Source organism: Pseudomonas sp. W4I3, assembly GCF_030816195.1.
Classification (GTDB): Bacteria; Pseudomonadota; Gammaproteobacteria; order Pseudomonadales; family Pseudomonadaceae; genus Aquipseudomonas.
Genome location: NZ_JAUSXS010000001.1, coordinates 4,225,493 through 4,238,254, shown reverse-complemented (window position 1 = coordinate 4,238,254; position 12,762 = coordinate 4,225,493). Strand labels below are relative to the sequence as shown.

General features: G+C 63.1%; 9 protein-coding genes and 1 pseudogene. 5 read left to right on the top strand and 5 right to left on the bottom strand.

Annotated elements, in window-relative coordinates:
• Window positions 1-74: 74 nt before the first annotated feature.
• Genes QF045_RS19155 through QF045_RS19145 form a run of 3 tightly spaced genes read right to left on the bottom strand, consistent with a single transcriptional unit; the run spans window position 75 to window position 4,624 of the window.
• Entirely contained in the window at window positions 75-1,487 is a 1,413-nt protein-coding gene (locus tag QF045_RS19155) for an efflux transporter outer membrane subunit (RefSeq protein WP_306493601.1), read from the bottom strand.
• The gene (locus tag QF045_RS19150) at window positions 1,480-3,453 is read right to left on the bottom strand and encodes a MacB family efflux pump subunit (RefSeq protein WP_306493600.1); all 1,974 of its coding nucleotides are present in this window, start codon (window positions 3,451-3,453) and stop codon (window positions 1,480-1,482) included. Before QF045_RS19150 ends, QF045_RS19155 begins: the two co-directional genes overlap by 8 nt.
• Before the next feature lies 1 nt (window position 3,454).
• Complete coding sequence (locus tag QF045_RS19145; RefSeq protein ID WP_306493599.1) at window positions 3,455-4,624, bottom strand: efflux RND transporter periplasmic adaptor subunit; 1,170 nt, start codon at window positions 4,622-4,624, stop codon at window positions 3,455-3,457.
• A 259-nt stretch (window positions 4,625-4,883) separates the two neighbouring features.
• Here QF045_RS19145 and QF045_RS19140 point away from each other — a divergent pair, with 259 nt between their 5' ends.
• From QF045_RS19140 to QF045_RS19120, 5 genes and pseudogenes are all read left to right on the top strand, one after another.
• On the top strand, window positions 4,884-5,366 hold the full coding sequence (locus QF045_RS19140) for a sigma-70 family RNA polymerase sigma factor (RefSeq protein WP_306493598.1): 483 nt from the start codon (window positions 4,884-4,886) through the stop codon (window positions 5,364-5,366).
• A 120-nt stretch (window positions 5,367-5,486) separates the two neighbouring features.
• Window positions 5,487-6,821: a lysine N(6)-hydroxylase/L-ornithine N(5)-oxygenase family protein gene (locus QF045_RS19135; protein ID WP_306493597.1), complete on the top strand. Its 1,335-nt coding sequence runs from the start codon at window positions 5,487-5,489 to the stop codon at window positions 6,819-6,821.
• A gap of 186 nt (window positions 6,822-7,007) precedes the next feature.
• Window positions 7,008-8,229, top strand: a pseudogene (locus tag QF045_RS19130) (putative DNA modification/repair radical SAM protein).
• Complete coding sequence (locus tag QF045_RS19125; protein WP_306493596.1) at window positions 8,226-9,059, top strand: TIGR03915 family putative DNA repair protein; 834 nt, start codon at window positions 8,226-8,228, stop codon at window positions 9,057-9,059. Before QF045_RS19130 ends, QF045_RS19125 begins: the two are co-directional and overlap by 4 nt.
• Window positions 9,060-9,145: 86 nt before the next feature.
• Entirely contained in the window at window positions 9,146-10,036 is an 891-nt protein-coding gene (locus QF045_RS19120) for a GNAT family acetyltransferase (protein ID WP_306493595.1), read from the top strand.
• 124 nt (window positions 10,037-10,160) lie between these two features.
• Here the strand turns inward: QF045_RS19120 and QF045_RS19115 are convergent, their stop codons facing one another.
• Complete coding sequence (locus QF045_RS19115; protein ID WP_306493594.1) at window positions 10,161-11,180, bottom strand: branched-chain amino acid aminotransferase; 1,020 nt, start codon at window positions 11,178-11,180, stop codon at window positions 10,161-10,163.
• Window positions 11,181-11,381: 201 nt separating this feature from the next.
• Window positions 11,382-12,761 (bottom strand): dihydrolipoyl dehydrogenase, encoded by a 1,380-nt coding sequence (gene lpdA, locus QF045_RS19110; RefSeq protein ID WP_306493593.1) that lies wholly within the window; start codon window positions 12,759-12,761, stop codon window positions 11,382-11,384.
• Window position 12,762 lies beyond the last annotated feature (1 nt).

Below are 12,762 nucleotides of genomic sequence, written 5' to 3'. Positions count from 1 at the left end.
TTTTTACCAAGGACCTTGGGGCTAATAATGTAAGGCAATTAAACGGTTTGTGTAAGAAGTTGGAGTTTCGTTTATCAGATCTCGTTACTCCAACCGCCGCCCAGGGCTTTATACAACGCGATGCTGGCTTGCAGGCGCGAGAGGCGCAGCTGCACGTTGAGGTCCTGAGCGGCGTACAGGCTGCGTTGGGTCTCCAGCACCGTGAGCCAATCCTCGGCACCGGCCTGGTAGCGGCTTTGCGCGATCTGGAAGGCCGTCTGGGCCTGTCGCAGCTCTTCGGACTGCCATTGGCGCTGCTGGTCCAGGCGGGTGATGCTGCTGAGGGCTTTTTCCACGTCGGCAAAGCCGTTGATGATCGCCCCACGGTAGGTTTGCAGCAGCTCATCCTGGCGTGCGCGGGCCTTGTCGCGCTCCGCGCTCAGACGACCATTGTTGAAAATGGGGGCCACCAGCCCCGAGGTCAGGGTGTAGAACGGGCTGCGCAGGATATCGTCGGCCTTGTACGCGCCCGAGCCCAGGGTCGCGCCCAAGGTCACCGCCGGCAGCATCGCCGCACGGGCCACGCGCACGTCGGCATGCGCCGCTGCCAACTGTGCCTCGGCCTGGGCGAGGTCGGGGCGCCGGCTCAATAACTGGCTCGGCACGCCGGGGCCGATGATTGGCCAGGTCAGGGCCTGGAACGGCTCGCCGCCCAGCTCCAGCGCCTGCACGGGCTGGCCGAGCAACGCGGCGAGGGTGATCCGCGACTCTTCCGCCAGCTGCTCGATCAGCGGCAGTTGCCGTTGCTGGCTCGCCACCAGGCTTTTCTGCTGCGCCAATTCCAGGGCGGTCGCAGAACCGGCGTCGTAGCGGGTTTGCACCAGCGTGAGCACGTTGCGTGCATTCGCCAGATTCAGCTCGGCGATCTGCTGGCGTTGGCGCGCGGCCAGGGTTTGTGCGTAGCGGTCGGCGACGTTGCTGAGCAGGGTCAGCTCCACGTTGGCCTGGTCGAACTGGCTGGCTTGCAGGCTGTGCAGCGCACTGTCTCGCGCAGCGGCGCGGCCACCCCAGAAATCGAGTTCGTAGCTGGCGCTGAGGTTGGCGTCATAGCTGCTGACGGTTCGGTCGCTCTCGGTGGCGTTCAGGTCCGAATTGCCGCTGCCGCGCAACAGCTTTTCGCGGCTGGCGGTGAGGTTGAACTTGACCTCGGGCAGCAGCGGCGCGCCGGCAATCACTGCCGTTGCCTGCGCCTGACGCACGCGCGCCATGGCCGCGGCCACGTCGAAACTGTCACGGCGGGCCTGGTCGATCAAACGGTTGAGCGATGGGCTGCCAAATTGCATCCACCAGCGCTGGTTGGTGGCCTGGCTGGCTGCGCGCTCGGCATTTTGCCAGGCGGCGGGCGGCGCGATGCCGCTGTCGATGGCAGGCGCATTGCCCGCGCAGGCATTGAGCAACAGGCACAGGCTGAGCAGCGTCAGCGCGGGTGCGAGGGTTTGTTTATTCACTGGTCAACGCCTTAACCGGATCGAGCCGGGCAGCTTTACGGGCCGGCATAAAGCCGAATACGACACCGGTGACCAGCGCGCAGCCAAATGCGCCGAGCACCGCCACCAGGGAGAACTGCACCGCCACATCGGCCAGCACCAGCACGCCGCCCACCAGCAGCGCCAGGGCGATACCGAACAGCCCGCCGACCACCGAAAGCATCACCGCCTCGGTGAGAAACTGACGCAAAATGTCGCGCTGACGGGCGCCGGTGGCCATGCGGATGCCGATTTCGCGGGTGCGTTCGCGCACGGTCATCAGCATGATATTCATCACGCCGATACCGCCCACCAGCAGCGAAATCGCCGCAATCGAACCGAGCATCAATGACAGGGTATTGGCGGTGCGCGCCTCGGCCTGGATCATTGCGGCGTTGTTGGTCAGGTGGTAGTCGTCCTTGCCGTGGTGCAGGCGCTTGAGCAACTGATCGATGGCCTGTTCGGCGGCGTTAACGCGGCTGGCGTCGGCGGCGGCAATCACCACGTACTCGGGGTTGTAGCTGCCGAACAGGCGAATGCTGGCGGCGGAGTAGGGGATGGCAATGCGGTCATCGCTGTCTTTGTTGCCCGAGCTGGAGCCTTTTTCCTGGAGCACGCCGACCACCTGGAATGGCACGTTTTCGATCAGGATGTATTGGCCGATCGGGTTGACCAGGCCTTTGAACAGCTTGTCGCGCACCCGTGCGCCGATCACTGCGACGGTGGCGGCGTTGCGTTCGTCGGCCTCGGTGAAGTAGCTGCCCTCGACCACCGGCCAGTTGAAAATCGTCGGGAAATTCGTGTCATTGCCGCCGACATAGGCCATGTAGTCGATGTTGCCGAACCGCACGCCGGCTTCGGCGCCGTTGACCGGCATGATCTTTTTCACCTGCGGCAGCGTTGCCAGGGCGGCCACATCCTCGGGGGTGATGATGCCCAGAGGCGTGCGCGGGTTGGGTGACGAGCCACTGACATACAGGATGTTGGAGCCGAACGCGCCCATCTGCTCCATCACCTGGCGCTTGCTGCCTTCACCCACGGCGAGCATGACCACCACCGAGGCCACGCCAATGATGATCCCGAGCAGGGTCAGCGCGGTGCGAAAGCGGTTGATCCACATCACGCGCCAGGCCGCTTGCAACGCGTCGAGCAGTTCGGCTTTCCAGGCACCGTTGTGTTCGGCGCCGTCGGCCAGGCGTTGACGCAGGTCTACCGCTTGCAACGCAGCGCTGTTCGCTTTGGCGAGCACAAAGGCGTTGGCGTTGGCCGAGTCGCTGATGATCCGGCCGTCGCGAATCTCGATGATGCGGTTGGCCCGTGCGGCCACTTCGCGGTCATGGGTGATCAGGATCACCACGTGGCCCTGGCTCGCCAGTTCGTCAAGCAGGGTCATCACTTCGGCGCCGCTGTGGCTGTCGAGGGCGCCGGTGGGTTCGTCGGCGAGGATGATGTGCCCACCGTTCATCAACGCGCGCGCGATGGACACCCGTTGCTGCTGGCCGCCGGAAAGCTGGTGCGGGCGGTTGCCGGTGCGTTCGGCCAGGCCCAGGCGGGTGAGCAGGGCGCTGGCGCGTGCGTGCCGTTCGCTGGCACTGATGCCGGCGTAGATCGCCGGCATCTCGACGTTTTCCTGGGCCGATGCCGACGGGATCAGGTGGTAACCCTGGAACACAAAACCGAAGGCCTCACGGCGCAGCCAGGCCAGTTCGTCGCTGCCCAGGTGGGCGACGTTTTCGCCGGCGAACAGGTAGTCCCCTTCGCTCGGGCGGTCGAGGCAGCCGAGGATATTCATCAGCGTCGATTTGCCGGAGCCGGACGCGCCGACGATGGCGACGAATTCCCCGGCATGGATCGACAGGTCGATACCGCGCAGCACGTCGACCTGCGGGCTGTCGCCGCCGCCGTAGGATTTGCGGATGTGCTTGAGTTCGATCAGGGGCGTGGTCAACTCAACCCCCGCTGCTGTCGGCCGGGCCGATCAACAGATGATCGCCTTCGTTGAGTCCTTCCAGCACCTGGACGCGCAGACGGTCGCTGATGCCCAGACGCACCTCGCGCTGCTCGATGCGTCCGTTTTTTGCCACCACCCGGGCGACTTGGGTGTCCGCGTTGGAGGTGCCTTGCAGCGCGGCGACAGGCACGGTGAGGGCGTCCTTGACCTGGCTTGCGACGAAAAACACCTGGGTGGTCATCTCGGCCATCAGCGCGTTATCGGCGTTGTCCACGTCCAGCAATACCGTGTACAGCACCACGCGGCCGGTGCCGCTCTTGCTGGCGCTGCTCGGGCTGCCGCTGCCCTGGGTTTCGTTCAACGGCTTGGGCGGGATCGGCAGGATCTGGCGCACGGTGCTTGTCCAGCGCCGGCTGCCGCCGCTCAAGGTGGTGAAGTACGCACGCATGCCGGGTTTGACGTGGCCGATGTCTGCCTCGGACACCTCGGCCCACACGGTCATCGGCGACAACCTGGCGATGCGCAGGATCAGCGGGGTTTGTTGCTGGGCGTTGAGCGTCTGGCCGACCCGTGCATCCACCGCGACCACGGTGCCGGCCATCGGTGCGTAGATGCGCGTATAGCCCAGTTCCGCCTCGTCGCTGCGCAGGCTGGCCTGGGCCTGACGGATCTGGGCCTGGAACATGTCGACCCGCGCCTGGGTCGCGCTCAGTTCAGCCTTGGCGGTTTGTACATCTTCTTCGCGGGTGGCGTTACCGGCGCTCAGGCGTTGCTGGCGCTGGTACTTCTGGCGTGCCAAGGCGTGCAGGGCCTTCTGCTCCTGCAACTGCGCCGCAAGGTTTTCGATGGCATAGCGGCTGGCGTCGAGCTTGGCTTTTTGCGTCGACGGGTCGATCTCCACCAGCAGTTGGCCTTCCTTGACCTGGTCGCCGGCCTCGACGTGAATCTTCTGGATCTGCCCGGAGGCCTGGGCGCCAACATCCACATAGCGCCGCGGTTGCAGGGTACCCAGGGCCGTGACGCTGTTTTCGATATCGCCCCGGGTGACGGTGACGGTGGCCAGCGTGTCGCGGCCCGGCGCAAGGCCCTGCCAGGTGGCAAACGCAACGATGGGGATCAGGCACGCCACCACAAGCAGGGCGCGTCGGGCAGGTCGAGGGCGTTTCATGCGTAGGTTCCAGCCAGGAAAGATCGGGGCGCAGTCGCGCAGAGCTGACAGTTAAACGAAGAAAAGGCCCGCGGATTTAGGCGTGTTACACGTGCGATTACAGGATGCGTGGAGAAAAAAATCGACGGTTGATGCAAGACTGCTTTAAAAGTAGATGAGAATTACACTATAAATTGCACACACTCAAACTGCCATCATCCACAGGCTTGTTCCTACACGGGCTGGCATCGTTAGCACCACGGCCATGGGGCCAGGAGTCATGTTGGAAAACTACTATCGCGAGCTGGTGTGTTTCCTCAACGCCAAGCTGGGCAACCGTCAGGTGGCCGAGGATGTGGTGCATGACGCGTATCTGCGGGTGCTGGAGCGCTCCAGTGACACCCCGATCGAACAGCCGCGCGCGTTCCTCTACCGCACCGCGTTGAACCTGGTGATCGACGGCCATCGGCGCAATGCCCTGCGCCAGGTAGAACCCCTGGAAGTGCTGGACAGCGAAGAACGCTTCGCCCCGTGTTCACCCCACGCCAGCCACGACCAGGGCCAGCGCCTGGAGTTGCTCGAACGCGCCCTGGCCGAGTTGCCGGCTGCCTGCCGCGAGAGTTTCCTGTTGCGCAAACTCGAGGGTCTGTCCCATCTGCACATCGCCGAGCGCCTGGGCATTTCCCGTAGCCTGGTGGAAAAGCACATCGTCAACGCCATGAAGCACTGCCGGTCACGCATGCGCGAGTGGGAAGCGCACTGAAGCGCTGTTAGTTAAATTTTATTTCACTGTCCTCGTTTCCTATCAACACACGGCCTGTTGTTCAGGCCATGAAGGTATTCCCGCCCCAACCGCCAAGGGGCTTATCCAGAGGACACTGGAATGACACAGGCTATTGCTTCGCCCGCGGTTCACGACCTGATCGGGATCGGTTTCGGCCCTTCGAACCTGGCGCTGGCCATCGCCCTGCAGGAGCGTGAAAAGGCCCAGGGCAAACTGGACGTGCTGTTTCTCGACAAACAAGCCGATTACCGCTGGCACGGCAATACCCTGGTGACCCAGAGCGAACTGCAGATTTCCTTCCTCAAGGACCTGGTGACCCTGCGCAACCCCACCAGCCCGTACTCCTTCGTCAATTACCTCAAGGCCCACGAGCGCCTGGTGGACTTCATCAACCTGGGCACCTTCTACCCGTGCCGCATGGAGTACAACGACTACCTGCGCTGGGTCGCCGGGCAATTCCAGGCCCAGGCCCACTACGGCGAAGAAGTGCTGGCCATCGAGCCGATCCTGCATCAGCAGCAGGTTGAAGCGCTGCGCGTGATCTCCCGTGATGCCCAGGGCGAACAGCATGTGCGCACCACGCGCTCGGTGGTGGTCAGCGCCGGTGGCACGCCGCGTATTCCCGAGGCGTTCAAGGCGCTCAAGGGCGACGGCCGGGTGTTCCACCATTCCCAGTACCTGGAGCGCATGGCCAGCCAGCCCTGTGTCGACGGCAAGCCGATGCGCATCGCGGTGATCGGCGGTGGCCAGAGCGCCGCCGAGGCGTTTATCGACCTCAACGACAGCTTCCCGTCGGTGCAGGTCGACATGATCCTGCGCGGCTCGGCGCTCAAGCCCGCCGATGACAGCCCGTTCGTCAACGAAGTGTTCTCGCCGGCCTTTACTGACCTGGTGTTCCAGCAGGTCGGCGCTGAGCGTGAGCGGCTGGTCGCCGAGTACCAGAACACTAACTACTCGGTGGTGGACCTGGACCTGATCGAGCGTATCTACGGCATTTTCTATCGGCAGAAGGTCTCCGGCATCGCGCGCCAGGCGTTTCGCACCTTGACCGTTGTTGAAAAAGCCACCCCCGGCCCGCTGGGTATTGAACTGACGCTGCGCAACAACGCCAGCGGCGAAACCAGCGTCAGCCACTACGACGCGGTGATCCTGGCCACCGGCTACGAGCGCCAGATGCACCGCGAACTGCTCGCGCCGCTGCAGGCCTACATGGGCGATTTCGAAGTGGCCCGCGACTACCGCATCGTCACCGACGAGCGCTGCAAGGCAGGCATCTACATCCAGGGGTTCAGCCAGGCCAGCCATGGTTTGAGCGATACGTTGCTGTCGGTGCTGCCGATCCGGGCGGATGAGATTGCGGCGTCGCTGTATGCCAACGACCGTAGCCGTGATTCAGCACGCTCGGTACAGGATCTGCTCCTGGCAGCCAGTTGACGTGGCCCTGTAGGAGCGAGCTTGCTCGCGAAAAGCGTCAACGATAACGCGCCTCTTCTGAATCAACGCGGCGCTCTTGCGTTTTTCGCGAGCAAGAGCTAGCCGCCCGCCTCGCTCCTACAAACGGCACTTGTGACAGGGAGTGGCTGCTGATACTGTACAAAAAACCAGTATCGGTAGCTTCCCATGCAGTTGATCGAAAAACTCAGCATCCTCGCCGACGCCGCCAAGTACGACGCTTCGTGCGCCAGCAGCGGCGCACCCAAGCGCAGTTCCGAAGGCAAGGCGGGGCTGGGTTCCACCGATGGCATGGGCATCTGCCACAGCTATACCCCGGATGGGCGCTGCGTCTCGCTGCTCAAGGTATTGCTCACCAACTTTTGTCTGTACGACTGCCAGTATTGCGTCAACCGCCGCTCCAGCGACGTGCCCCGGGCGCGCTTCAGCCCGGAAGAGGTGGTCACCCTGACGCTGGACTTCTACAAGCGCAACTGCGTCAGCGGCCTGTTTCTCAGTTCCGGCATCATCCGTTCAGCCGACTACACCATGGAACAGTTGGTGCGGGTTGCCAAGCTGCTGCGCGAAGAGCACGACTTTCGCGGCTATATCCATCTCAAGACCATCCCCGAAGCCGACCCGGCGCTGATCGCCGAGGCCGGGCGCTATGCCGACCGCCTGAGCGTGAATATCGAACTGCCCACCGATGCCAGCCTGCAAACCCTGGCGCCGGAAAAGCAGATCGGCTCGATCAAGCAGGCCATGCAGACCATCTACACCGGTGAGCAAACGGTGTTCAACGAGCCGCGCGCGCCGCGTTTTGCCCCGGCCGGGCAGAGCACGCAGATGATCGTCGGCGCCGATGACACCGATGACAGCACTATCCTGCATGGGGCTGAAGCCTTGTACGGCAATTACAAGCTGCGCCGCGTGTATTACTCGGCATTCAGCCCCATCCCCAACAGCCCGAAAAAGCGTACCCCTGGCCGCGCCGCCACTGATGCGCGAGCATCGCTTGTACCAGGCCGATTTCCTGTTGCGCAGCTACGGTTTCAGCGCCAACGAGCTGTTCGAAGGCCCCGGCCACCTGGCCCTGGATATCGACCCCAAGCTGGCGTGGGCGCTGGAACATCGCGAGGTGTTCCCCCTGGACCTGAACCGCGCTGAACCGACCTTGATCGCGCGCATCCCCGGCATCGGCCTGCGCACCACCCAGCGGCTGGTCGACCTGCGCCGCGAACGCAAGATCCGCTTCGAAGACCTGGCGCGCATGCGCTGCGTGCTGGCCAAGGCCAAGCCGTTCTTCATCACCAGCGATTACCACCCCCAGCAGGCCGACAGTACCAGCGTACTGCTGCGTGAACAGCTGCGTGATCGCCCGCAACCGCAACAAATGGGGTTGTGGGGATGATCAGCCTGGAATGCGACAACCTGTTCAGCACCTGGCGCGAACAGGCGCGCTGGCTGCTCAGCCATCAGGTCGACCCCAGCCAGGTGAGCTGGGGCGAGGCTGAGGTGGCGGATCTGTTTGCCACCGACGAGCCGATTCCGGCCGAGCCCGGTCCGTTCCAGGCGCGCATTCCCAAAGCGTTGCTGCAACTGTTGGAATCGGCCGCCTGCTACCACGGCGAGCAGCGCTGGAGCCTGCTCTATGAGGTGCTGTGGCGGGTCAGCCATGGCGATCGCACGGCCATGCTGGCGGGTGACAAGCTGGGTAGCGAGTTGCAGCGGCGCATCAAGCAGGTCAGCCGTGAAGCCCACCACTTGCATGCGTTTGTGCGGTTTATTGCACTGCCGGCCGAGGCGGGGCCCGAGCTGCCGGAATACGTGGCCTGGCACGAGCCCGCCCACGACATCCTCAAGAGTGCCAGCCAGCATTTTGTCGGGCGCATGGGCCGGCATCGCTGGATGATCGCAACCCCGCTGGACGGGGTGTATTACGACGGCGAGCAGTTGATCCACCAACGCCGGTGCCCCGAGGCCTGGCAGCAACTGGCGCAGAATGTCGAGGATCCGCACAGCGCCATGTGGCTGACCTACTACAGCCACATCTTCAACCCGGCCCGGTTGAACCCCAAGGTCATGGAAGGGCATTTGCCCAGCCGGTTCTGGAAGAATCTGCCGGAGGGCAAGTTGATACCGGGGCTTATCAGCGAGGCGCGCACCGGCAAGCAGAAAGATGGGCAGGCCAAATGGGTCGGCGCCAAGCCAGGCAAACGAATTGCAAGCGGGCACGGTTAGAAAAAATGTGGGAGGGAGCAAGTCGCACCGCCCCTCCCACATTGGTATTGTGGTGTTTGTTATAGCGCCGTCAGCCAGGAGCAAGCATGTCCACCGTCGTTCGTATTGCCCAAGCCTCAGATGCCGAAGGCATCAGCCAGGTCATCCTCGCCGCCTTGCACAGCAGCAATGCACGAGATTACCCGGCGGATGTGATCGCCCGTGTGGCGAGCAATTTCACTCCCGAGGCGGTGCTGGAACTGCTCAAGCGGCGTGTGGTGCTGGTGGCGGTTCAGGCGCAGGTGATCGTCGCCACGGCGGCCCTGGATGCCAATGTGGTGCGCTCGGTGTTCGTCAACCCGGCGCTGCAAGGGCGGGGCATTGGTCGGCTGCTGATGATCGAGATCGAACTGCGTGCCCGCGAAGCCGGGGTGACCGTGTTGAGTGTGCCGTCCTCGCTGACCGCCGAACCCTTCTATAGCAAGCTGGGTTTTCATACCGTGCGCGATGTCTATCACGGCAACGAGCGCACGCTGGTCATGGAAAAGGCCCTGCTGTCTCGGCACCCCATCGGCCTGTATCGCGACCGCCAGCACCGTGCGCAGGTGGTTGCGTTATGGCAGGAAGCGTTCGGCTACGACACCGCGCATAACCTGCCAAGCCTGGCGATCGATAAGAAACTGGCGGTCAATGATGGGTTGTTCTTTGTGGCGACCGATAAAAAAACCGTGATCGGTACGATCCTCGCCGGGTATGACGGCCATCGTGGCTGGTTGTATTCGGTGGCGGTGCATACCGACTATCGTCGTCACGGCCTGGGTTCATCGTTGGTGCGTCATGCGGAGCAGGCGCTGACGGCGCTGGGGTGCATGAAGATCAACCTGCAGATCACCAGCGGCAATGACGCGGTGGCGGGGTTCTACGAGGCATTGGGGTATGGGGTGGAACCGAGGATCAGCATGGGCAAGAAGATTGCCAGCAATATCCCCCAACCTTGAAAATACTGCAGATCAAATGTGGGAGGGGGCTTGCCCCCGATGGCGGTGGGTCAGCCAATACATCTGCTGACTGATAGACCGCTATCGGGAGCAAGCCCCCTCCCACAAGGTTTTGCGGTGCTGCTTAGACTTTTACGATCCAACCTGCAGGCGCTTCAACGTCACCGGTCTGCACGCCAGTCAGCTCTTTGTAAAGCTTCTGGGTAATCGGGCCCACTTCGGTCTCGCTGTGGAACACGTGCAGTTTGCCGTTGTACTGGATGCCGCCGATGGGCGAGATCACTGCAGCGGTACCGCAGGCGCCGGCTTCCTTGAATTGATCCAGCTTGTCGATGAACACTTCGCCTTCGACCACGTCCAGGCCCAGGCGGGTCTGGGCCAGTTCGATCAGCGACAGGCGGGTGATGCCTGGCAGTACCGAAGGCGACTTCGGCGTGATGAACTGGTTGTCATGGGTGATACCGAAGAAGTTGGCCGAGCCGACTTCTTCGATTTTCGAATGGGTCATCGGGTCCAGGTAGATGGCGTCGGCGAAGCCGGATTTCTTCGCTTCCGAACCTGGCATCAGGCTGGCGGCATAGTTGCCGCCCACTTTCGCGGCACCCGTGCCCTGTGGTGCGGCGCGGTCGAAGGTGGAGATCTGGAAGTTGTGCGGCACCAGGCCGCCTTTGAAGTACGCGCCGACCGGGATGCAGAACACCGAGAAGATGAACTCCGGCGCGGTGCGTACACCGATGTTGTCACCGGTGCCGATCACGAACGGGCGCAGGTACAGCGCGCCGCCGCTGCCGTAAGGCGGAATGAAGCGCTCGTTGGCCTTGACCACTTGCTTGCAGGCATCGATGAATGCGTCGGTTGTCACATGTGGCATCAGCAGGCGGGCACAGCTGCGCTGCATGCGCGCGGCGTTCTGGTCCGGACGGAACAGGTTGATCGAACCGTCCTTGCAGCGGTAGGCCTTGAGGCCTTCAAAGCACTGCTGGCCATAGTGCAGGGCAGTGGAGCCCTCGCTGATATGCAGCACGTTGTCGTCGGTCAGGGTGCCGTCTTGCCATTCGCCGTTTTTCCAGACCTGGAGAAACCGCTTGTCGGTCTTGATGTAGTCAAAACCCAGCTTGTCCCAATTGATGCTTTCGTTACCCATGACACCCTCTAATCTCTGGTCAAGTCGGATTTTTTTCTGGATGGCAGCAACAATACTTCATTCGCAGGCACGTTCGCATCCCCCACGTCCCCTGTAGGAGCGAGGCGGGCGGCTAGCCCTTGCTCGCGACACACTACAGGGCGCCGCGTTCATTCCGGTTTCACGCGTTATCGTTGACGATTTTCGCGAGCAAGCTCGCTCCTACAGGTGAAGCGCGTGGCCCAGTGCCCGCAGCGCGGCTTCCTGCACGGCTTCACCCAACGTCGGGTGAGCGTGGATGGTGCCGGCCACGTCTTCCAGGCGCGAACCCATTTCCAGGCTCAGGCCAAACGCTGTGGACAGTTCCGACACCCCTGCGCCTACCGCCTGCCAGCCGACGATGAGGTGATTGTCCCGCCGTGCCACCACCCGCACGAAGCCGGCTTTCGACTCCAGGGTCATGGCCCGGCCGTTGGCGGCGAAGGGGAAGCTCGACACGATGCAGTCCAGACCGGCCGCCTTGGCGTCGTCAGGCGTCTTGCCGACCACTACCAGTTCCGGGTCGGTAAAACACACGGCCGGGATCGCCGCCGGGTTGAACTCGCGGGATTTACCACTGATCAGTTCGGCAACCATTTCGCCCTGGGCCATGGCCCGGTGCGCCAGCATCGGCTCGCCGCTCAGGTCGCCGATGGCCCAGACGTTGCGCATGCTGGTCTGGCAGCGGCTGTCGATCTTGATCGCCGCGCCGTTCATCGCCAGGTCCAGCGCTTCGAGGTTCCAGCCCTGGGTGTTGGGTTTGCGACCCACGGCCACCAGCACCTGGTCGGTCTCCAGCGACAGCGTATCGCCATTGGGGTCGCGAACTTGCAGGCAGTTATCGGCAAAACCGGTGACGCTGTGCTTGAGGTACAGCTTGACCCCCAGTTGCTTGAGGGACTCGCCGACCGGCTGGGTCAGCTCGGCGTCATAGGCCGGCAGGATGCGGTCCTGAGCCTCGACCACACTGACGTCAGCCCCCAGTTTGCGGTAGGCAATGCCCAGCTCCAGGCCGATATAACCACCGCCCACCACGATCAGCCGCTTCGGTACGCGGGTGGGTGCCAGGGCTTCGGTGGACGAGATGATCGGCCCGCCCAGTGGCAGCATCGGCAGTTCGACGCTTTTCGAACCGGTGGCCAGCAGCAGGTGTTCGCATTGAATACGCTGGTCGCCCACATCGACGGTCTTGCCGTCCACCACCTTGGCCCAGCCGTGGATCACTTGCACCTTGTGTTTCTTCAGCAGTGCGGCGACGCCGGTGGTCAGGCGGTCGACAATGCCGTCTTTCCATTCCACGCTTTTGCGGATGTCCAGGCTCGGCGCATTCACTTCGATGCCCAGGGGTGAGCCCTGGCTGTGGTGCACGCTTTGCTGGAACTGCTCGGCCACATGGATCAAGGCCTTGGATGGAATGCAGCCGATGTTCAGGCAGGTGCCGCCCAACGCCTGGCCTTCCACCAGAATGGTCGGGATGCCCAGCTGGCCGGCGCGAATCGCCGCCACATAACCGCCAGGGCCGCCGCCGATAATCAGCAGCGTCGTGTGTAGTGTCTGAGTCATG

Excerpts from the sequence above, each read along its gene's own strand:
- QF045_RS19145 (WP_306493599.1), bottom strand. The coding sequence starts at position 4,624 with ATGAAACGCCCTCGACCTGCCCGACGCGCCCTGCTTGTGGTGGCGTGC.
- QF045_RS19140 (WP_306493598.1), top strand. The coding sequence starts at position 4,884 with ATGTTGGAAAACTACTATCGCGAGCTGGTGTGTTTCCTCAACGCCAAG.
- QF045_RS19135 (WP_306493597.1), top strand. The coding sequence starts at position 5,487 with ATGACACAGGCTATTGCTTCGCCCGCGGTTCACGACCTGATCGGGATC.
- QF045_RS19125 (WP_306493596.1), top strand. The coding sequence starts at position 8,226 with ATGATCAGCCTGGAATGCGACAACCTGTTCAGCACCTGGCGCGAACAG.
- QF045_RS19120 (WP_306493595.1), top strand. The coding sequence starts at position 9,146 with ATGTCCACCGTCGTTCGTATTGCCCAAGCCTCAGATGCCGAAGGCATC.
- QF045_RS19115 (WP_306493594.1), bottom strand. The coding sequence starts at position 11,180 with ATGGGTAACGAAAGCATCAATTGGGACAAGCTGGGTTTTGACTACATC.
- lpdA (WP_306493593.1), bottom strand. The coding sequence starts at position 12,761 with ATGACTCAGACACTACACACGACGCTGCTGATTATCGGCGGCGGCCCT.